21 protein-coding genes are annotated in these 19,168 nt (G+C 58.5%); 15 read left to right on the top strand and 6 right to left on the bottom strand.

Annotation, left to right across the window (positions count from 1 at the left end; genetic code table 11):
- Nucleotides 1-22: 22 nt before the first annotated feature.
- On the top strand, nt 23-1,027 hold the full coding sequence (locus K6T12_RS15580) for a hypothetical protein (protein WP_222223791.1): 1,005 nt from the start codon (nt 23-25) through the stop codon (nt 1,025-1,027).
- Nucleotides 1,028-1,111: 84 nt separating this feature from the next.
- Complete coding sequence (locus tag K6T12_RS15575; protein WP_255611793.1) at nt 1,112-1,762, top strand: DUF2959 domain-containing protein; 651 nt, start codon at nt 1,112-1,114, stop codon at nt 1,760-1,762.
- 216 nt (nt 1,763-1,978) lie between these two features.
- Here the strand turns inward: K6T12_RS15575 and K6T12_RS15570 are convergent, their stop codons facing one another.
- Both K6T12_RS15570 and K6T12_RS15565 read right to left on the bottom strand, forming a co-directional pair.
- On the bottom strand, nt 1,979-2,665 hold the full coding sequence (locus K6T12_RS15570) for a hypothetical protein (protein WP_255611792.1): 687 nt from the start codon (nt 2,663-2,665) through the stop codon (nt 1,979-1,981).
- Between the two features lie 267 nt (nt 2,666-2,932).
- Nucleotides 2,933-3,667, bottom strand: a complete 735-nt coding sequence (locus tag K6T12_RS15565) for a glutathione peroxidase (protein ID WP_222223790.1) — start codon at nt 3,665-3,667, stop codon at nt 2,933-2,935.
- Between the two features lie 191 nt (nt 3,668-3,858).
- Between K6T12_RS15565 and pdxH the strand changes: the two genes are divergently transcribed.
- The 3 genes from pdxH to K6T12_RS15550 are packed head-to-tail and all read left to right on the top strand — an operon-like array spanning nt 3,859 to nt 5,655.
- Nucleotides 3,859-4,506, top strand: a complete 648-nt coding sequence (gene pdxH / locus K6T12_RS15560) for a pyridoxamine 5'-phosphate oxidase (RefSeq protein ID WP_222223789.1) — start codon at nt 3,859-3,861, stop codon at nt 4,504-4,506.
- Nucleotides 4,503-5,180 (top strand): alpha/beta hydrolase, encoded by a 678-nt coding sequence (locus K6T12_RS15555; RefSeq protein ID WP_222223788.1) that lies wholly within the window; start codon nt 4,503-4,505, stop codon nt 5,178-5,180. Before pdxH ends, K6T12_RS15555 begins: the two co-directional genes overlap by 4 nt.
- Before the next feature lie 10 nt (nt 5,181-5,190).
- Nucleotides 5,191-5,655 (top strand): FKBP-type peptidyl-prolyl cis-trans isomerase, encoded by a 465-nt coding sequence (locus K6T12_RS15550; RefSeq protein ID WP_222223787.1) that lies wholly within the window; start codon nt 5,191-5,193, stop codon nt 5,653-5,655.
- Between the two features lie 102 nt (nt 5,656-5,757).
- On the opposite strand, the gene K6T12_RS15545 is transcribed toward K6T12_RS15550, so the two are convergent.
- Nucleotides 5,758-6,015, bottom strand: a complete 258-nt coding sequence (locus K6T12_RS15545; protein WP_222223786.1) for a hypothetical protein — start codon at nt 6,013-6,015, stop codon at nt 5,758-5,760.
- 660 nt (nt 6,016-6,675) lie between these two features.
- On the opposite strand from K6T12_RS15545, the gene K6T12_RS15540 reads away from it, so the two are divergent.
- The gene (locus K6T12_RS15540) at nt 6,676-6,984 is read left to right on the top strand and encodes an STAS domain-containing protein (RefSeq protein WP_222223785.1); all 309 of its coding nucleotides are present in this window, start codon (nt 6,676-6,678) and stop codon (nt 6,982-6,984) included.
- A 4-nt stretch (nt 6,985-6,988) separates the two neighbouring features.
- Nucleotides 6,989-8,731, top strand: a complete 1,743-nt coding sequence (locus tag K6T12_RS15535; RefSeq protein WP_222223784.1) for a fused response regulator/phosphatase — start codon at nt 6,989-6,991, stop codon at nt 8,729-8,731.
- Nucleotides 8,732-8,838: 107 nt separating this feature from the next.
- On the opposite strand, the gene K6T12_RS15530 is transcribed toward K6T12_RS15535, so the two are convergent.
- Entirely contained in the window at nt 8,839-9,030 is a 192-nt protein-coding gene (locus K6T12_RS15530; protein ID WP_222223783.1) for a hypothetical protein, read from the bottom strand.
- Between the two features lie 182 nt (nt 9,031-9,212).
- Here K6T12_RS15530 and K6T12_RS21585 point away from each other — a divergent pair, with 182 nt between their 5' ends.
- From K6T12_RS21585 to K6T12_RS15505, 6 genes are all read left to right on the top strand, one after another.
- Nucleotides 9,213-9,344 (top strand): hypothetical protein, encoded by a 132-nt coding sequence (locus K6T12_RS21585; RefSeq protein WP_255611791.1) that lies wholly within the window; start codon nt 9,213-9,215, stop codon nt 9,342-9,344.
- A gap of 453 nt (nt 9,345-9,797) precedes the next feature.
- Nucleotides 9,798-10,034: a hypothetical protein gene (locus tag K6T12_RS15525; RefSeq protein ID WP_222223782.1), complete on the top strand. Its 237-nt coding sequence runs from the start codon at nt 9,798-9,800 to the stop codon at nt 10,032-10,034.
- Nucleotides 10,035-10,222: 188 nt separating this feature from the next.
- Entirely contained in the window at nt 10,223-10,471 is a 249-nt protein-coding gene (locus tag K6T12_RS15520; protein ID WP_222223781.1) for a hypothetical protein, read from the top strand.
- Nucleotides 10,472-10,817: 346 nt separating this feature from the next.
- The gene (locus tag K6T12_RS15515) at nt 10,818-11,444 is read left to right on the top strand and encodes a DUF2726 domain-containing protein (RefSeq protein WP_222223780.1); all 627 of its coding nucleotides are present in this window, start codon (nt 10,818-10,820) and stop codon (nt 11,442-11,444) included.
- Nucleotides 11,445-11,552: 108 nt separating this feature from the next.
- Nucleotides 11,553-11,861: an SPFH domain-containing protein gene (locus K6T12_RS15510; RefSeq protein WP_222223779.1), complete on the top strand. Its 309-nt coding sequence runs from the start codon at nt 11,553-11,555 to the stop codon at nt 11,859-11,861.
- A complete protein-coding gene (locus K6T12_RS15505; RefSeq protein ID WP_222223778.1) occupies nt 11,858-12,337 on the top strand; it encodes a flotillin domain-containing protein in 480 nt (159 codons plus the stop codon). Before K6T12_RS15510 ends, K6T12_RS15505 begins: the two co-directional genes overlap by 4 nt.
- Before the next feature lie 136 nt (nt 12,338-12,473).
- Here K6T12_RS15505 and K6T12_RS15500 read toward each other — a convergent pair whose 3' ends face one another.
- Nucleotides 12,474-13,286 (bottom strand): AraC family transcriptional regulator, encoded by an 813-nt coding sequence (locus K6T12_RS15500; RefSeq protein ID WP_315853617.1) that lies wholly within the window; start codon nt 13,284-13,286, stop codon nt 12,474-12,476.
- Nucleotides 13,287-13,371: 85 nt separating this feature from the next.
- Here K6T12_RS15500 and K6T12_RS15495 point away from each other — a divergent pair, with 85 nt between their 5' ends.
- A complete protein-coding gene (locus K6T12_RS15495) occupies nt 13,372-14,313 on the top strand; it encodes a DMT family transporter (protein WP_222223777.1) in 942 nt (313 codons plus the stop codon).
- A gap of 300 nt (nt 14,314-14,613) precedes the next feature.
- Here K6T12_RS15495 and K6T12_RS15490 read toward each other — a convergent pair whose 3' ends face one another.
- Entirely contained in the window at nt 14,614-17,469 is a 2,856-nt protein-coding gene (locus tag K6T12_RS15490) for a valine--tRNA ligase (protein ID WP_222223776.1), read from the bottom strand.
- Nucleotides 17,470-17,707: 238 nt separating this feature from the next.
- Here K6T12_RS15490 and K6T12_RS15485 point away from each other — a divergent pair, with 238 nt between their 5' ends.
- Nucleotides 17,708-18,817, top strand: coding sequence for an indoleamine 2,3-dioxygenase (locus tag K6T12_RS15485; RefSeq protein WP_222223775.1), 1,110 nt, complete (start codon nt 17,708-17,710; stop codon nt 18,815-18,817).
- Nucleotides 18,818-19,168 lie beyond the last annotated feature (351 nt).

Genomic DNA, 19,168 nt, shown 5'->3' with positions numbered 1-19,168 from the left:
TTATTTACATATAAGGACCTTCATGAGCCTATTGATCAGCTGGCCCAAGGACCAGCTTTGTCTTGATTTCCAGACCCGCCGCCAGGCGGTGCGCTCGGTGGAGCAGGCGTTTGCTTCGACGCTGGAGTCGCTGAAGGTCGATATCGGCCTGGTAGAGCTGCTCGAGCATATCTATGTGCCGCTGGGCGCCTGGCTGGCTTGCCGCAAGCAGCAACAGCCGGGGCCGCTGGTGGTCGGTATCAACGGTGCCCAGGGAGCCGGCAAGTCGACCCTGTTCAACCTGCTGGAGGTGATCCTGACCGAGGGCTTCGGCCTGCGGGTGGTCGGTTTCTCGATCGACGATCTCTACAAGACCTATGAGGAACGCACCCGCCTGGCGCATAGCGTTCATCCGCTGCTGCAGACCCGCGGGGTACCCGGTACCCACGACGTCGATCTGGGGATCTCGATTCTGCAGTCGCTGAGGACCAGCGACGACAACAGCGTCACCAAGATCCCGGTATTCGACAAGTCGATCGACGACCGTTGCCAGTCGGCGGTCTGGCAGGAGTGGGTCGGGCCGGCCGACATCATCGTGATGGAGGGCTGGTGCGTCGGCGCCGTGCCGCAGCCGGATAAGGCATTGGCCGGGCCGATCAACGAGCTGGAGTCGCAGGAGGATGCCGACGGTGCCTGGCGCCGCCATGCCAACGAGCAGCTCAAGGGCGTTTATCAGGAGCTGTTCAGCATGCTGGACGTGCTGCTGATGCTGAAGGTGCCGAGCATGGATGCGGTGTTCGAGTGGCGCTCGTTGCAGGAGATGAAGCTGGCCGAGCGGGTCAAGTATATCTACGACACCCAGCAGCCGACCGACCACCTGCGGATCATGGACGAACAGCAGATCAAGCGCTTTATCCAGCATTATGAGCGGCTGACCCGCCATATGTTGGAGGAGATGCCGCAGCGGGCCGATATTACCCTCTGCCTGAACGAAAACCACAAGGTGTGCGATATCCGTATCAACGCACCCCTGGCCGATTGTAAATAGGACCTGTTCACACTAAATTCGATGACCGCGGCGGTAACGCGGCTATCGAACAGAGTGCGAATAGGCCCTGGGGAAAACGATCAGATGTTAATGAAAAAGGTGTTGGCGGCGCTGTCGCTGGCGGTACTGCTCAGTGGTTGCCAGAGTGCCTACTACTCGGCAATGGAACAGGTCGGTGTGCATAAGCGGGAGATCCTGGTCGACCGGGTCGGCGAGGCGCGCGATGCCCAGCAGGAGGCGCAGCAGCAGTTCCGCGACGCGCTCAGCCAGTTCCGCTCGGTGGTACAGTTCGACGGTGGCGAACTGGAGAACCTGTACGATCGACTGCAGGCGGAGTACGACGACAGCAAGGCGGCGGCCGACGCGGTGAGCGAGCGGATCGACAAGGTGGAGGATGTGGCCGAGGCGCTGTTCGAGGAGTGGCAGCAGGAGCTGGAGCTGTACAGCAACGCCAAGCTGCGGAGTCAGAGCGCCCGTCAGCTACGCAGCACCCAGGCACGTTACCGCCAGCTGCTGGCCTCAATGCAGCGGGCCGAGCGGCGTATGGCGCCGGTGCTGGCGTCGTTGCAGGACAACGTGCTGTACCTGAAGCACAACCTCAATGCCCGGGCGATTGGCGCGTTGAAGGGCGAGTTCGCCGGTATCAAACAGAATATCGACCTGCTGGTGCGCGATATGCAGCAGGCCATTGCAGAGTCTGACCGTTTTATCCAGACCCTGGAGAACCGGCAGTAGGTTTTAGGCTGGAACTCCCGCGGGTTCTTCACCACGCCAATGTAGGGCCGGACCCGGCCGGGTAGGCCTGGCCGGCCAAACGCCGATAGGCGTTTTAACCGCCAGCGGCGGTGGCGCCCCGGGTGACGCCCTACAGGGTTCCTGTGGTCCGTAGCCCGCTCCGCGGGCGACTTGTTTTTTGCTTCCAACAGCCGGATCAGGAGGTTGCCGAAACACTCAGATCGGCAGCAGGGTCATTGAGGCGGCGCTGTGCACCACCCGGTTGATGGCGCGGCTCGATTTGTCGGCCACCACCTGGGCCAGCATATCCTGCAGTGCGATCATTTTACCGAACAGCCGCTCGTAGCTGAGGTTCTCAATCCCTTCCGGTGTGCTGCCGTTGCTGAGGATCAGCAGCTTACCGTCTTCGCCGCGCTTATTACGTAGCTGCCAGGCGATCACCTCCAGGTTGCGGGCGCTGTGGTACAGCTTCTGCTGGTCCAGTTCGTCGGTCAGGAAGAACTCCCGTTGGCCGTTGTAGGCGGCATTCAGCATTCCGGTGACACCGACCATCAACGCGAATACCCGATCGCCGTTGAACTCGGGATCGAACGCCAACTGCACCGCCGCGACGCTGTCGCGTTTTGCCAGTTCGGCATGCTTGCGGCTGGCGCGATTGATCGGGAATAGTAGTTTCAAGCGTCGTTCCAGGGTAACGCCGTTGGCCTTGGCCAGTTCGCGGGGGTTGCGCTTGTACAGTTTTATCGCCAGTTGACGGGTCAGCCCGCTGATCGCCTGGTGATGGCGGTCCGCCACCATATCGATATCGGACTTGGCCAGGTTCTTGAAGTGGAAGGGTTTATCGGGCTGGCTGGCACAGGCTGTCAAAAGCAGCGCCAGCATCATGATTGTCAGACTGCGCATCTACACCTCCCACTGCGGCTTTCTCGTCATGCTGCCCGATCCGGACGAACAAGGGAAGGTTTTGCTTGTTTCAAGCTTCAAGCCATAAGCCTCACGCCATAAGCCACAAGCCACAAGCCATAAGCCCTAAGCCACAAGCCACAAGCCACAAGCCACAAGCCACAAGCCACAAGCTACAAGCTACAAGCGGGTAGGTGGTCGTTACCGCAAAAATAAAAAAGCCCGGCACGGGGCCGGGCGAACGCGTAAAGGATTGGCGAGGGCGGCTTAGCGGGCCGCCAGGTAGGCTTCCAGGTCGTCGGCGCTACCGATCAGATTGCCGCTGATGTAGACCTGCGGCCAGGTGCCCTGACCGGTGACGGCGCGCAGGGAACGGGAGGTCACCCGGTCGCTCAGTTCGATCGCCTCATATGGCATACCGCGGTCGCTCAACAGTGCCTTGGCGCGGGCGCAGTGCGGGCAGCCCGGTTTGCTGAACAGGGTTACGAACTCCGGCTCCTTGGCCTGCGGGTTCAGGTAGTTCAGCATGGTGTCGGCATCGGATACTTCGAACGGGTCGCCCGGCTTGTTCGGTTCGATAAACATCTGCTCGATCACCCCGTCGCGGACCAGCATCGAGTAGCGCCAGGAGCGCTTGCCGAAGCCCAGCTCGCTCTTGTCGACCAGCAGCCCCATCTTATCGGTAAATTCGCCATTGCCATCCGGGATGAAGCGGATGTTTTCGGCGTTCTGATCCTGCTGCCAGGCTTCCATGACGAACGGATCGTTGACCGAAACACAGAGGATATCGTCGACACCGTTCTGCTTCAGCACGCCGGCCAGCTCGTTGTAGCGTGGCACATGGGTGGAGGAACAGGTGGGTGTGAAAGCACCCGGCAGGGCGAATACCGCCACGGTTTTACCGTCGAACAGCTCGTTGCTGGTGATCTCATGCCAGTCGTTGTTGGCGCGGGTACGGAAGGTAACCTGGGGAACGCGGTTGCCGGTCATATCGTTGAACATGGTTCAGCTCCTTTGGAAATTCGTCGGGAAGTGTTTGCTTTCGATGGAGACGATACTAGGCAAAATATTTCTTTATATATAATTAATTGTTTATCTGTCGTTGATAGTTTTGCCTTATCGACGGGGCTCGGGTGTGGCGTGCGCTAGTGGTATGATGGCGCCATCAAACGACTGACTAGAGAGTGCATCCGATGAGCAACAGTCACGATTACAAAGCGCTGCGGCGGGAATACCTGGCCGAACCCCTGCAGCGTGAAACCCTGCAGGATGATCCGGTCGCCCAGTTCGCCCACTGGCTGCAGCAGGCCACCGAGGTATCGCCGGATGATGCCACCTCGATGACCCTGGCGACCGCCAGTGCCAGCGGCATGCCGTCGGCCCGCATCGTGTTGCTGAAGCATTTCGATCAGGAAGGTTTCGCCTGGTACACCGACTATGAAAGCCAGAAGGGCCGTGAACTGGCGGAGAACCCGCAGGCGGAACTGATGTTTTACTGGTACGGACTGGAGCGCCAGGTGCGTGTCCAGGGCCGGGTGGAGCGGTTGTCACCGGCGCAGGCCGAGCAGTATTTCAACGAGCGGCCGTTCGGTAGTCGACTCAGCGCCGCTGCCTCCCATCAAAGCCAGGTGGTCGATAGCCGTGCAACGCTGGAGCGTCAGGTTGAGCAGCTGAAGCAGCGGCACCCGGACGAAAACCTGCCACGGCCGCAACGCTGGGGCGGCTATCGGCTGGTGCCCAGCAAGTTCGAGTTTTGGCAGGGGCGGGAAAACCGGCTGCACGATCGTTTCCGCTATACCCTGACCGAACAGGGCTGGCAGATCGACCGGTTGCAGCCATGAAGCTGATCGAAAGCGAACAGGCGGTCTGCCTGGAGCCGCCCGGTCAAGCCGATGCGGTGGTGATCTGGCTGCACGGCCTCGGTGCCGACGGCCATGATTTCGTGCCGGTGGTGCCCTGGTTGAAGCTGCCGCCACAGCTGGCGGTACGGTTTATCTTTCCACAGGCGCCGGTACGGCCGGTAACCGTCAACAACGGCTGGCCGATGCGTGCCTGGTACGACATCCTGTCGATGGGCCAGGGGCGGGAGATCGACGAGGCCAGCCTGCAGCAGTCGGTCGAGCAGATCGGTGCGCTGGTCGCCGAGCAGATTGCCGGCGGAATCGCGCCTGAGCGGATCCTGCTGGTGGGGTTCTCTCAAGGTGGTGCGGTGGCCTATCAGCTCGGCTTGAGTTACCCACAAGGACTGGCCGGTGTGGCCGCGTTGTCCACCTACCTGGCGACCGATCCGGCGCCGAAACTGCGACGTGAGGTGGATTTTTCGCTGTGGATAGCGCACGGTCTTGTGGATGATGTGGTCCCTTACGCACTTGGGGAAAACGCACTGCAGCGTCTGCAATCTCTGGGCTTCAGTCCTCAGTGGCAGAGCTATCCGATGGCCCATGAGGTCTGTGCGGATGAAATAACCGATCTCGGGCTGTGGATAAACGCCCGGCTTGACCCGAACCAGCTTTAGAGGAATACCGATGAAGATTTCCGCCGATAAAGTGGTGGCGTTCCACTACACCCTGTCCGATGCCCAGCAACAGGTACTGGACGATTCCCATGATGGCGAGCCATTGCCCTATCTGCATGGCCACCGCAATATTATTCCCGGGCTGGAGAACGCGCTGGAGGGGCGGGAAGCGGGTGACAGCTTCCGTGTCGAAATCCATCCGGATCAAGGCTACGGCCGCCGCGATAACGGCCTGGTGCAGACCATCAAGCGCAGCGAGTTCGGCGATGCCGAGCTGGCCGTCGGGATGCACTACCAGGTGCAGGATGAAGAGGGCCAACAACAGCTGGTCGAGATCGTCGAGCTCAGCGATGATGAGGTGACCGTCGACGGCAATCATCCGCTGGCCGGCCATACCCTGACCTACGATATCGAAGTGGTCAGCGTGCGCGACGCCACTACCGACGAGCTGGCACAGGGCCGTACCGCGCTTTAAGCTTTCGCCCATCCCGTCCGGGCCTGCGGTTCTCTTGGCCGCTCACGACTATCGCCGGCAGATCTCGGGATTTGCCGGCACCCGCTGACACTGCTCAGTTGATCAGACCTTCTCACGCCATTTCAGATCGCCGATCTGTACATTCAGCCATTCGAAGCCGATCCGCCGTGCGACCGCCGCTGCGCCATCCAGGCTCTTGAACTCCCGCTCCTCCTTGCTGCGCTGCAGGTTCAGCGTAATGACTTCGTCCTGCTTGGTAACGAACTTCAACGTCCAGCCACGTGCCATCGATACCGGAATCGCCTGACAGGAGTCGAATACGCCCGCTTTGAACAGCAGTTTTATCTCCCTTTCTTGCATATCGAATATCCAGTTCTGAGTTATCTCCTATTTGTATTGATGATTTTATATCAAAAAATGATCAATCAAAAGTCGGTTGTTTCTCATCTGTAGCTGTAACTGTTTGAACTTAAAGGGTTTTTCAAAAGAATGGCGGGATTCTGTCAGAAGAGAAACTGTCGTTATAACTATTTGATTCTTAAGGGTTTTTATTTTCCTGTTTTTATATCGATTTGTTGTTAAGGGATGTTTTTTATAACTTTTGATTGATCGTAAATTTATTTTTGATATCTCGATAAGTGTTTTTTGATTGCTTGAAATCTATGAACGATAGGAAACCACTACGTTGTGATAGCGGAAAGCGGAGCCGATTCAGCAGGCCGGCAGTGGCGTATTGCCGAACGGCTGCTATTACTTATCAGCACTGTCCGACCGTTTTCCGGCTGGAGGCCCGCGGCCTGTGCAGCCCGCAGTCGGTGTAAGACGGTGCACCCGGCTGCTGAATCAGGCGGGTTTCATCCGCTTTCTTATGGCGTTTCCGGCTGTGGCGGCGGTATGCTGAGCGCAGGTAGTTCTACCGGCCGGGTTGGCTGCGGTGCGTACCGGCAGGATAAGCAAACGAACAGGTGGACAATCGGACAGCGCCGGCTTGGCCGATTACGTATATCAAGGAGAGGGAACATGGCGATTTCAACCAGCAGATCCGATGAAGGAAACAGCATCATCATCCGTGTCAGTGACCGGTTCGATTTTTCGTTGCACCAGGATTTTCGGGACAGCTACCAGAGCGAGCAAGCGCCGGGGACCAGCTTCGCACTGGATCTGCAGGATGCGGATTATATGGACAGTTCGGCGCTGGGGATGATCCTGTTGCTCAAGGAGCACGCCGAAACCCTGGGGGGGAATCTGGTGATCCGCCATCCCAACCAGACCATCCGCAAGATCCTCGATATCGCCAAGTTCGAACGCTTTATCACCATCGAGGGGTAAGCGGGTGGAACTGACCGGAACGCGACCGGAGCAGGTCAATGATACGGTACTGGTGGTGGATGATCTGGAAACCAACCGGCTGTTGCTAAAGGGAATGCTGCAGCATCTGGGGTTCGAGGTGCTGCTGGCGGACAACGGCGCGCGTGGCGTGGCGCTGTTCCGGCAGCATTCGCCCTGGATCGTTCTCATCGATGTATTGATGCCGGTGATGGATGGTATCGAGACGGCCAAGCAGATCCGGGCAATGTGCGGCGACCGGTTCGTGCCGATTCTGTTCGTTACCAGTTCAGATGATGAGCAATTGATGGAGCGTTGCATCGAGGCGGGGGCCGATGATTTTTTCCGGCGGCCGATCAGCCTGGGAGCGCTGAAGGCGAAGCTGCTGTCGATGCAGCGGATCCGTCGGTTGTATTCACGGGTACAGCAGCTGCACAGCCTGCTGCAGCGGGACGAGGAGATCGCCGAGCAGCTGTTGCGCGGCGCGATCGAGGGCGACAACAGTGCATTGAACCGGATCCGCTCGCTGAAACGGCCGGCGGAAACCTTTTGTGGCGATGTACAGCTCAGCGCTTTTCGGCCGAACGGCAACTTGAATGTCTTGCTGGGCGACTTTACCGGCCATGGTCTGGCGTCGGTGGTGGGGGCGCTACCGCTATCGGAAACCTTCCGGGCGATGACTCAAAAGGGGTTCAGCGGTGATGAGATACTCCGTCAGATAAACCTGAAGTTGATGAAATTGCTGCCGACCGGCAAGTTCCTGGCCGCCACGTTGGTGACCCTGGATGCCGAGGCGGGGCAGTTGTATGTCTGGAACTGCGGCATGCCGGAGGTGCTGGTGATCTCGCCCCGCGATGGGGATATTCGTCACCGCATCAGTTCGGCCGATCCGCCGCTGGGGATCATGACCGATTTCGAACCGACCGGCGTCGATGTGCTGCCGGTCGCATCCAGCGATCGGATTCTGCTGTACAGCGATGGATTGGTGGAAGCGCGTAATCCTGTCGGAGAGATGTTCGGCGATGACCGGCTGATTGAAACCGTCGTCAAAGCGGCGCACTCGGGGGAGTTGGCCGCCCACCTGATGCAGGCATTGGACGATTTCATGGACGGCTGCCTGCAGGATGACGATGTCTCGCTGCTGGAGATCCCCTGCAATATACGCGCGAAGGGCGGCAACCAGGGCCGGGTAGTCGTCAATCAGGATAGCCCCGAGTTGGTCTTTGACCGGGATAGCTGGCTGTGGTCGCTTGAGTTGCGTGGCGCCAGCCTGCAGCGGGTCAATCCGGTGCCGATGATGCTGAGCCAGCTGCAGGAGATGCAAGGCAATGCCGCCCACTGGCAGAGTCTCTTTACGATCCTGACCGAGCTGTACGTCAATGCGCTGGACCATGGCGTATTGCAGTTGAAGTCGGAGATGAAATCGACGCCGCAGGGCTTTGCCCGTTACTTCTCGTCACGAGAGGCGAAGCTGAATCACCTTACCGAAGGCTTCATCCGTATTCAGTTGACCTATACCGCACTGGAGGGTGGAGGGCGTCTGCTGGTCCGTATGCATGACAGCGGCAAGGGTTTCGATTTTCAGCGTTGGCTGGCGGAGGCGGACCGCACCGAAGCCGGTTACGGTGATGGTCTGGCGGGGCGGGGGATTCGTCTGGTGGTGGCGCTCTGTGAATCGATTGAGTACAGCCATGGCGGGGCTGCCGTGGAGGTCGGCTTCAGCTGGCGGGATGATCAGCCGCCGGAATAATCGGCAACCCGGTCACCAGAGCTGCAGTATGCTGTTTCTATATATCGGGATTTCGGGTTCTCGGGCGCGACTCGCAAGCCGCGCCTGTCTGCTGTGCGCTTGTCAGCTCAGATGGAATCGAGACGCCCTTTGATATTCTCTTCGATCGCCTCCAGCTTGGATTTCATCGATTCGACGTCGCTGTCCGAGTCACTGATCTCGGGGGAGAATTTCAGCATATCGAGCAGTTCAACCAGGAAGTTTTCCTCGTTCATCTTGCATAGCTGCTCGCGTGTCCAGATCTTCTGTCGGTGGGGCATCGGTCTGCTCCTGCTGATACTGGGTCCTGTTATGTATGGTTCAGGGCTGGGATTTTTGCAAGCATTCAGGCCGCTCCCTGTGACTGCTCAACTTCTGATCTCTTGAGCTATATCAATATCCCCTAATGTGTTCGGAGGTAACCTCACAGCAACTCTGATGAACATGCTTCGAGGTGCTGATTATGTTTGGCGTTGATGCTTATACTGCGGAAACTTTGCTGCCGAGCTTGGTAATGGTTGCGGCAATGTCCACCGTGATGGTCTGGGCGTTCTTCAAGATCAAAAAGCTGATCAACGAAGATCCCAAGAAGTAAGCGGATCTCTCTGCCGATTGTCTTCCAACAGGGGCTGCAGTGATGCAGCCCCTGTTTCGTTCGCCCTACTTCTTCCTGACAGCCATCAGACAGCCCTGCTCGGTTAGCCACCTCGCCGCTGTGAGTGGCCCATGCGGTATGGTTCCTGTTGCCTGCTGCTCGCCCTGTTTCCTCCCGTTACCCTGTGTACCAGCGATCGCTGGCAGAGAGCCATAGAGCCCCCATGCTTTTTGGTAAATAAAAGTGTTCAATAAATAACTGTTTAATATTTATGCGCGCTGGTGGATTCTAAATGCCAGATATTGGACTTAGTGATTGATGACCTAGTTGTTTAAGATATCGCAACAGTCTGTCACCCATCCTGTATTAATGTCTTCTAATATTTTCAGTTTCGTTTCAGTTTTATTCTGTAAATTTGCACTCATCAAGACGAATTGGAACGAGGAAAAGATTATGAAAACCCTGATGACTGCAATCGTACTGACCAGCTCCCTGACTGCCGGTGTCGCTTCTGCCGGTTTCCAGGAGCCGCTGCAGGGGGCCGAAGCACACATGGGCGCAGGCCTTGCGTTCCAGAGTGCCACGACCTATGTCGACCAGGAACGTGTTGTTCTGAACGCCAACGCCGGGTCACAGCTGCACAGCGATGCAGCCGGATACAGCGATAACCTTTACATCGGTAGCCGTTAAGCGAAGCCGCTGAATAATTAACCAGAAATGTGTTCAGTTACTTATTAAAAAAGCAACGAACTGTTTCTGAAAGTGATTGTAAAAAATTAATTGATAAAGCGTAGCTATAAACAAGGTCGAGGTCTAATTTTCAGTTTTATTTCATTTTGACCGGCTGCGCCCTTTGATTGAATAAAGAGGAATTACCGATGAAAACACTACTGACAACCGCTGTCCTAGGTGCCACCCTGATCGCTGGTGCGGCCTCCGCCGCCACATTGGAACCGAGCCTGGGCGTCGAGGCCCGGATCGGTGCCGGTACCGAGTTTCAGACCACTACCCGCTATATCGATAAGGAACAGGTTGAGCTGCGTGCCGATAGTGCCCAGTTCGAGAGCCGCGACGATGCAGCGGCGGATCTGTACTACACCGACGATCTCTACTTCGGTAGCCACTAATTGGTGCGCCGCTACCGGCGCCTCCAGCACGACCACAAAGCCCTGGCCAGTCCAGGGCTTTGTCGTCTATAAAAAGGGAGGAGTATTTGCGGTAACGGTCCGCGTGATCTGGGCCAAAAGTCCAGAACTGTTCCCTTGCTCCGGCTGCCGATACGCGGCACACTCGGGTTTTAACGGATGTCCTAAAATGGATTTTACAAGGACAGGAACAATGCAACGGATGCATCCTTTCTGCTACGTCTTCGCCAACCCTCTTGTCGGACTCTCATGCCCCCAAGGCTCTTTCAGCCCCGTTGGCGTATCCCTGCTGGTCAACTCAGCGCCTGTTGCGGTGGGGGAATAAGCCATGGAGTGGACGCTGTTACTGCTGGCGGTCACGCTGGTCAGCCTACTGGTTTTAAAGGCGGCGCTGTCGTTCAGCAAGCCCGTTACCAGCGGTGATAAAGAGGCTGATTCAGCCGAGTCGACCGATACAGCCAGCGATAGCTACCGGCTGAAGCCGCTGCTGTTTTCACCGGCCGAGCGGGAATTCCTGTCGATACTCGATCAAGCGGCCGGCGACGATTACCGGGTGTTCGGCAAGGTGCGGGTTGCCGACCTGATCGAGGTGAAGCCGATGGCCAAGCGCTCCGCTTGGGCCAGTGCCTTTGGCCGGATCAAGGCCAAGCATTTCGACTATGTGGTCTGTCGCCGTGATGATTTGAGCGTAGTCTGTGCTGTCGAATTGGATGACAGCAGTCACCGTAGTCCGAAGCGGCAGGAGCGGGATCGCTTTCTCGATGAAACCTGCCGGGCGGTCGGCTTGATACTGCTTCGTTTTCCGGTTCAAGCCGTATTCTCGGCGGATGAGGTCCGCGGCAGGTTTCGGGATATCTGCAGTGTGGAGCCGGCCCGCGGCGAGGCAGTCCGACCTGCAATCAGGTCACGGAAGAAAGCTGTTGTGCCTCTGGATCAGAGGCCGCCCCATGCTTGACGAAACAGGATAGCTATCGAGTCAGGCTTACAAATCGGCGCTGATCGCTGGTAACGGCCACCGCCTTATGCGGGTCGATGTGCTGGCGGAGTTCTACCTGCGGGTAAGTTGGATTCCGATGCGATCGCCAATGCCGCCCAGACGCTGGGCCGGCGTACGCTGGACCCGGAAGCGCTGAAGGAGGTGATCGAAGGTAAGTTCGTCGATGCGCTACGTTCGGTGGCCGCCGAGATGGCGATGGACGAGTTACACGAGCAGCGTTCCAGTTTCGTCCAGAAAGTGCAGCAGGTGGTGTCGGAGGACCTGCTGAAAAACGGTCTGGAGCTGGAGAGCGTCTCGCTGACCGGGCTGGACCAGACCGACAAGGCGTTCTTCCCGCCGACAATGTGTTCGACGCCGAAGGTCTGGCCAAGATGACCATGGCGATCGAGACCCGCTGCAAGGAGGTCAACGACATAGAGCAGGACGCCCTGCTGGATATCGAACGCAAGTACCTGCGCACCGCTCAGGAGCAGTGGGAGATCGAGAAGCAGCAGCGCTACTCGGAGATCGAACAGCAACGCGAGCTGAAGATCCGTGAAGCGGAACAGCAGGCGCAGATCAGCCTCAAGCGGGTGATCAGCCTGTATGAAAACCTGCCGCACATCATCCGCGAAAGCGTCAAACCGGTGGAGAAGATCGACGGCATGAAGATCATCAGCGTTGAAGGGCTCAATAATGGCGCGCCGGTCAACGGACACTCGGGCGACCGAAAAGCGAACGGCCAGAGCGAAAGCCTGCCGGAAGCGCTGGTCAACAGCGCCCTGCGTCATCGCGCCATGGCACCGCTGGTCGATAGCCTGCTCAATGAGGCGGGGATCGATAAGGAGTTGAAGAAGCTGGTGGAGGAGTGAGCCGCGAGCTGGCTTGCTACAGCTGTTGAAATCAACAGCCCGGCAGACTCTGCCGGGCCTGAATCAATTCAACTAAATTTTTCTCCGGCCACAATTATTTTTTCTTCCTCATGTCTGCCAAGGCAGGTGAAGCCGTTTATTCCGCATTCTTGCGGTACTCGTCCGGCGTCATTTCCAACAGCCTGCGGAACATGGCAATAAATGCCGATGCCGTACTGTAGCCCAGATCTAATGCCACGCTTTCGACGGTTGCGCCTGCTTGCAGCATTGGCATAGCCTGCACCACCTTCAATCGTTGTCGCCATTCGCTTAACGGCATACCCAGATCGCGCTGGGCTTTGCGGGCCAGGGTGCGCTCCGTGGTGCCGAAGCGTTCCGCCAGCTGCCGGACCGGGCTGTTGTTGCCGGGATGATCCTCCAGATAGGCCAGCACCTTCGACAGGGCCGGATCATCGGATGTGGGCAGGTAGCTACCCGCGCAGGGCGCCACCGCCAGTTGATCCACAATCACCTCCAGCAAGCGACTTTCATCCGCCGTATAGGGTGTCTGTGGCGGCTGTAGGCACAGATGATTCAGCATCGCCCGGACCATCGCGTTGATGGTGAGGGCGCAAGTGACCGTTGGTAAACCTTTATACGCCGCGAGGTCAGGCTCGATGTAAAGCGAGCAGTGAATTGAGGCGTGGCGATTGAGGCCCTTATGTTCTGTTTCGGGCGGTAGCCATAAGCCGTAGTTGGGCGGCACCCGGAAAAGCGAGCCTTCTGCCTGAAGCTCAAGCACGCCGCAGAAGGAGTAGACAAACTCCCCCCACCGGTGAATGTGCGGCGGATAGATCGTATCGCAAGGCATCGTTCGCGACAGGTAAAACACCGGCTCCGGCAGCTGCTCGAAGACAATGGGCTGGTGGATAAACGGCTTTGGGCTCATGGACGGCTGGCTGATCTGCACTATCGTTTGTCTGATTCTAGCTATATATGGAAATGCAGACAAAATGATAATCCCCTTTCAGTTCATCGAAATTCAGGAGGGGGCCATGGGTACTCGACAACCGCTGGATCTATTTGCCTTTGGCTGCATGGTTATCTTTTGCATGGTCATGGCGTCACAGCAGGTGGTGCTGAAAGCCGTTGCCGAGGATATCGTGCCCGTATTTCAGATCGCGCTGCGTTCAGGTATCGCGGCTGCGTTGCTGATCATGCTGATCCTGCTGCAGCGCCAGAAGATGCCGCTGGCGCCGGAGAATCGTATCCCGGCGATCCTGATCGGCCTGTTATTCACGCTGGAGTACCTGTTTCTGGGGGAGGCGCTGAACCATACCACCGCCGGGCATGCGACCGTGTTCCTCTATACGTCACCGATCTTTGCTGCCATCGGGTTGCACCTGAAAATCCCCAATGAGCGTATGAGTCGGATGCAGTGGTTGGGTATATTGGCGGCATTCGCGGGTGTTGTGCTGGCCTTTCTGGGCGGTAATTCGTCGGACACACTCAGCAGCGCTGTGCTGTGGGGCGATCTGCTCGCGCTGTTGGCCGGTGCCTCCTGGGGGCTAACCACCGTGGTTGTCCGTGCTACCGGCTTGAGTGCGTTGCCAGCCCGGCAGACGCTGCTCTATCAACTGCTGGGGGCTTTTATCCTTCTTACTCTCTGGTCGTTGGCAACCGATCAGACCGAGATTAATCCCACGCCGGAGGTCTGGTCCAGCCTGGCTTTCCACGGCATCGGTGTCGCTTTCCTCAGCTTTCTGGTCTGGTTCTGGTTGCTAACCAGATACAAAGCCTCCCAGCTGGGTATCCTCTCCTTTATGACCCCGCTGTTTGGCGTGCTGCTGGGCAATTGGCTTTTGGGTGAGCGCATAGAAGCCAACTTTGTCGTAGGCTCAGGTCTGATTATTGCCGGCATCCTGCTGGTTAGCAGCCACGGTTGGCTGAGTAAACGGCGAGAGAAAGCGGGCAAGCTTTCCCAGATCAAGACATAGCTGGAATCGCACCTCGGCTTCTGGAGCCGTTCAATCGGATTAAGTCGGGTTTGCTTTAGGTTTGCGGTGTGGAAGGCGCACCCCGCGGCGAAAAGATAGTGCAGTGCTACGTCGGTCGCGGCTGAAGCCCCTTCTACAAAAGGTTCGAAGCCTTTACCGCGCGTAGCTTGAGATTCGTTTCGCTCGAGCTGCGCGCCCCGCCCAAACCTACGGATTAAGACTAAAAAAGCCCGGCAGAGTTTGCCGGGCTTTCTTGTTCTTGCAGCTTAACGCTTTTAGCTTGCCGCTAAATTGAAGCCCTTAGAGGGCTTCAATTTTCGCGTACTGCTCCGCCAGCTTGGCGTGGGCAGACTTGGCGTCTTCCAGCTTCTCGCGCTCTTTGGCGATCACCTCTTCCGGCGCGTTGGCGACGAACTTCTCGTTGCTCAGCTTGCCTTCGAAGCGGCCGATCTCTTTCTGCAGCTTTTCGAGGGATTTCTGCAGGCGGCTCAGCTCGGCGTCCTTGTCGATCAGGCCGGCCATCGGTACCAGTACTTCCATCTTGCCGACCAGCTGGGTGGCGGCCATCGGTACCTCGTCGCCCGGGTTCAGCCAGGTGATCGACTCGACGGAGGCCAGCTTGCACAGGAAGGTGCGGTTGGCGTCCAGGCGGGCCTTGTCGGCTTCGCTGCCGTTGTTGAACAGCACTTCCAGCTCCTTGGCCGGGGAGATGCCCATCTCGCCGCGGATGTTGCGGATACCGGTGATCACCCCTTTCAGCCATTCGATATCGGCGGCAGCGGCTTCGTCCAGCTTGCTGTCGTCGGCTTCCGGGTACGGCTGCAGCATGATGGTATCGCCTTCGGTGCCGGCCAGGCCCTTGATCGACTGCCAGATCTCCTCGGTGATGTACGGCATGATCGGGTGGGCCAGCCGCAGCAGCGCTTCCAGCACCCGTACCAGGGTGCGGCGGGTGCCGCGCTTGGCTTCCGCTGACGCGTTGTCGTCCCACAATACCGGCTTGGACAGTTCCAGGTACCAGCTGCAGTACTCGTTCCAGATGAAGTCGTACAGCGCCGAGGAGGCCATGTCGAAGCGGTACTCGTCCAGGTGTTTGGTGACCTCTTTCTCGACCTTCTGCAGCCCGCCGATGATCCAGCGGTCGGCCAGCGACAGCTCGACCTCGCCGCCGCTCTGGCCGCAATCCTCGCCTTCGGTGTTCATCAGCACGTAGCGGGCGGCGTTCCAGATCTTGTTACAGAAGTTACGGTAGCCTTCCAGTCGCTTCATATCCCAGTTGATATCGCGGCCGGTGGTGGCCAGCGCCGCCAGCGTGAAGCGCAGCGCGTCGGTGCCGTGCGCCGAGATCCCTTCCGGGAACTGCTTCTCGGTGCGCTTGCCGATCTTCTCGGCCAGCTGCGGCTGCATCATGTTGCCGGTGCGCTTCTCCAGCAGCTCCGGCAGGCTGATGCCGTCGATCATGTCGAGCGGGTCGAGTACGTTGCCCTTGGACTTGGACATCTTGTCGCCGCTCTCGTCGCGGATCAGGCCAGTGACGTAGACCGTCTTGAACGGTACCTGAGGTTTGCCATCGTCATCCTTCATGAAGTGCATGGTCATCATGATCATGCGCGCCACCCAGAAGAAGATGATGTCGAAACCGGTTACCAGCACGTCGGTCGGGTGGAAGGTCTTCAGCCGCTCGGTGGCTTCCGGCCAGCCCAGGGTGCCGAAGGTCCAGAGCGCGGAGCTGAACCAGGTGTCCAGCACGTCGTCGTCCTGGCGCAGTTCGGTTTCCAGGTCCAGGCCGTACTTTTCGCGCGCGGAGTCCTTGTCGGCGGCTACATAGACGTTGCCGTCGTTGTCGTAGAACGCCGGGATACGGTGGCCCCACCACAGCTGACGGGAGATACACCAGTCCTGGATGTCGCGCATCCAGGCGAAGTACATGTTCTCATACTGCTTGGGCACGAACTTGATGTCGCCGTTTTCAACTGCTTCGACCGCCGGCTTGGCCAGGGTCTTGGCGTCGCAGAACCACTGGTCGGTCAGCATCGGCTCAATCACCACGCCGCCACGGTCACCGTACGGCACGGTCATGTCGTTCTCATCGATCTTGACCAGCAGGCCGGCCTCTTCGAAGTCGGCGACGATCGCCTTACGCGCCGCGAAGCGCTCCATACCACGGTATTTTTCCGGGATGCTGGTGTCGATCTCGCTGTTCGGGCTGCCGTCGCTGTTGAACGCTTCCGCCTGCTGACGGATATCGGCGTTCAGGGTCAGCACGTTGATCATCGGCAGGTTGCAGCGCTTGCCGACCTCGTTGTCGTTGAAGTCGTGCGCCGGGGTGATCTTCACGCAGCCGGTGCCTTTCTCCATATCGGCGTGCTCGTCGCCGACGATCGGGATGCGACGGCCAACCAGCGGCAGGATAATCTCCTTGCCGATCAGGTCCTTGTAGCGTTCGTCTTCCGGGTTCACCGCCACGCCGGTGTCGCCCAGCATGGTTTCCGGCCGGGTGGTGCCGACCACGATGTGGTCTTCACCGGCAGCGGTTTTAACGCCGTCGGCCAGCGGGTAGCGCAGGTACCACATCTTGCCTTTGACTTCGCGGTTTTCCACCTCCAGGTCGGAGATCGCGGTGTGCAGTTTCGGGTCCCAGTTGACCAGCCGCTTGCCGCGGTAGATCAGCCCCTGGTCGTACAGGCGGATAAAGACCTCCTGCACCGCGCTGTAGAAGCCGGAATCCATGGTGAAGCGCTCGGTCGGCCAGTCGACCGAGTTGCCCAGCCGGCGCATCTGGCCGGTGATGGTACCGCCGGACTGCTCCTTCCACTCCCAGATCTTCTCGATAAAGGCGTCGCGGCCCAGGTCGTGGCGGGATTTCTGCTCTTCGGCGGCCAGTTTGCGCTCAACCACCATCTGGGTGGCGATGCCGGCATGGTCGGTGCCCACCTGCCACAGGGTGTTCTTGCCCTGCATGCGCTTGTAGCGGGTCAGAGCGTCCATGATGGTGTGCTGGAAAGCGTGCCCCATGTGCAGGCTGCCGGTGACGTTCGGCGGCGGGATCATGATGCAGTAGGAATCGCCTTCGCCGGACGGGGCGAAGTAGTTGTTCTGTTCCCAGGTCTGGTACCAGGATTTCTCGATCGCGTGCGGCTGGTAGGTCTTATCCATTTCGCTCTGATTCTTTAAGGCTGAAATTCGGTCTGGATTGGCTTTGTAATGCAAATCGCGTAATCGCGGAAGTATAGCGTTTTCGAGGGCTGGAATGTAGCTGGAGAAGGGGACCGGCTGCTAGCCCAATTTCAAATCTCGCCTAGGTTTAAAGGAACAGAGATCGCAGGACGCGAAGCCGGCCGCCGCTCGTTGACTGACGGCGCCGGCCTGAGAAACGCTCTGCGGAGGTTTGAAAATGAAGGATTGTTTTGCCACCCGGGGGTTCCTGCCCGGTGAGGATCCAGCGACCGAATTGACGCTGGGTGAGCCGTTCCGGTTGCTGGATCAGCTTGGCCATGATCTGCCCAGCCTGCTGCTGGAACCAGGTTTCCGCGATTTCATGCGGCAGCAGACGCTGCCCGACTGGCCCTACGACAATATTCCCGAGGGGCTGGAGCCGCAGGCCCGATTGTATTACGTGCGGCTCGGCTTCCTGGCGTCCGGTTATATCAACCAGATCAGCCAGCCGCCCTGCCATCTGCTGCCGGTCAACCTGGCGGTGCCGCTGTGTAAGATCGCCGGCCTGCTGGAGCGGCCACCGATGCTCAGTTATGACGGTTACACCCTTTATAACTGGAAGCGGTTCGATCCGGCCGGGCCGATCGCACTGGGCAATATCGATACCCTGCAGAATTTCGTCCATCTGTATGACGAGCACTGGTTCATCCTGGTGCATGTCGAGATCGAGGCGCTGGCGGCAAAAATCTTCGACGAGATCATCCAGCTCGATCAGCGGCAGGGATTTGACGATGCCGGCCAGGTCGACGCGCTGCTGTTGACCATCGCCGAAGTGATGGAGCGGATGATCGACTCGCTGGAGCGGATCCCCGAGCGGATGTCCGATGAACTCTACTACAGCCGCTTCCGCCCCTATATCAGTCAGTTCCACGACGTTCGTTACGAGGGGACCCATCAGCCGCCGATCAGCTACCGCGGCGAGACCGGTGCCCAGAGTACCTTTATGCCGGTGCTGACCTCGCTGCTGAAAATCCCCCATGAGCAGAACAAGCTGACCCGCCACCTGCTGGATATGCGCAACTATATGCCGGCCAGCCACCGCCAGTGGCTGGAGTGGGTCGACCAGTTGCCCGATTTTCGTGAGCTGGCCTCGGAGGACGCGTTCGATAATGCGCTGGAGCAGATGGCGCTGTTCCGCGAGCTGCACTATCACTGGGCGATCAAGTATATCGCCCGCCGCAGCAGCGACCCGCAGGGCACCGGCGGCACGCCTTACCTGAAATGGCTGAAATTCCTGATTGACGAAACCCGCCACTACAAGAAGGGTGCCATCCAGCATCCGGGCTGAGTTTGTTTTTCTGCCAATTGAGCGGCGATCGATCCGGGAGAAGCGTCGGAGATACGCTTGATGAGCCTTATGGGCCGCGGCTTTCGGGTGAGAAGGTCGCGGCTAAAGCCCCTTATATGGACCCACCCGTGTTGGCAAGCACGTTTCCTTTGTACAACAGGCGAAGGACTGCTTCCTTATATCCGGCTTTGCAACGGGCGTTTGTGCCCAGCCTTGATGGTATCTGCCCCCCCCGATGCTTATCTCCTACGCGGCCTCAATCGGGCCTAGCGGCTTGGCAGGGATTCGGGGCGTCGGTCCGACCTGTTATGCCATCAGAAGAACATACTCGCGCAACCTCGGTTGGTCAGG

Origin of the sequence: Marinobacterium arenosum (assembly GCF_019795155.1) — a bacterium.
GTDB lineage: Bacteria > Pseudomonadota > Gammaproteobacteria > Pseudomonadales > Balneatricaceae > Marinobacterium_C > Marinobacterium_C arenosum.
The sequence above is the reverse complement of the archived record's forward strand: the minus strand, read 5'-3'. Positions and strand labels throughout refer to the sequence as shown.

Excerpts from the sequence above, each read along its gene's own strand:
- K6T12_RS15520 (WP_222223781.1), top strand. The coding sequence starts at position 10,223 with ATGAAAACACTACTGACAACCGCTGTCCTAGGTGCCACCCTGATCGCT.
- K6T12_RS15485 (WP_222223775.1), top strand. The coding sequence starts at position 17,708 with ATGAAGGATTGTTTTGCCACCCGGGGGTTCCTGCCCGGTGAGGATCCA.
- pdxH (WP_222223789.1), top strand. The coding sequence starts at position 3,859 with ATGAGCAACAGTCACGATTACAAAGCGCTGCGGCGGGAATACCTGGCC.
- K6T12_RS15505 (WP_222223778.1), top strand. The coding sequence starts at position 11,858 with ATGACCATGGCGATCGAGACCCGCTGCAAGGAGGTCAACGACATAGAG.
- K6T12_RS15570 (WP_255611792.1), bottom strand. The coding sequence starts at position 2,665 with ATGCGCAGTCTGACAATCATGATGCTGGCGCTGCTTTTGACAGCCTGT.
- K6T12_RS15515 (WP_222223780.1), top strand. The coding sequence starts at position 10,818 with ATGGAGTGGACGCTGTTACTGCTGGCGGTCACGCTGGTCAGCCTACTG.
- K6T12_RS15565 (WP_222223790.1), bottom strand. The coding sequence starts at position 3,667 with ATGTTCAACGATATGACCGGCAACCGCGTTCCCCAGGTTACCTTCCGT.
- K6T12_RS15490 (WP_222223776.1), bottom strand. The coding sequence starts at position 17,469 with ATGGATAAGACCTACCAGCCGCACGCGATCGAGAAATCCTGGTACCAG.
- K6T12_RS15580 (WP_222223791.1), top strand. The coding sequence starts at position 23 with ATGAGCCTATTGATCAGCTGGCCCAAGGACCAGCTTTGTCTTGATTTC.
- K6T12_RS15550 (WP_222223787.1), top strand. The coding sequence starts at position 5,191 with ATGAAGATTTCCGCCGATAAAGTGGTGGCGTTCCACTACACCCTGTCC.
- K6T12_RS15575 (WP_255611793.1), top strand. The coding sequence starts at position 1,112 with ATGTTAATGAAAAAGGTGTTGGCGGCGCTGTCGCTGGCGGTACTGCTC.
- K6T12_RS21585 (WP_255611791.1), top strand. The coding sequence starts at position 9,213 with ATGTTTGGCGTTGATGCTTATACTGCGGAAACTTTGCTGCCGAGCTTG.
- K6T12_RS15540 (WP_222223785.1), top strand. The coding sequence starts at position 6,676 with ATGGCGATTTCAACCAGCAGATCCGATGAAGGAAACAGCATCATCATC.
- K6T12_RS15530 (WP_222223783.1), bottom strand. The coding sequence starts at position 9,030 with ATGCCCCACCGACAGAAGATCTGGACACGCGAGCAGCTATGCAAGATG.
- K6T12_RS15525 (WP_222223782.1), top strand. The coding sequence starts at position 9,798 with ATGAAAACCCTGATGACTGCAATCGTACTGACCAGCTCCCTGACTGCC.
- K6T12_RS15545 (WP_222223786.1), bottom strand. The coding sequence starts at position 6,015 with ATGCAAGAAAGGGAGATAAAACTGCTGTTCAAAGCGGGCGTATTCGAC.
- K6T12_RS15495 (WP_222223777.1), top strand. The coding sequence starts at position 13,372 with ATGGGTACTCGACAACCGCTGGATCTATTTGCCTTTGGCTGCATGGTT.
- K6T12_RS15555 (WP_222223788.1), top strand. The coding sequence starts at position 4,503 with ATGAAGCTGATCGAAAGCGAACAGGCGGTCTGCCTGGAGCCGCCCGGT.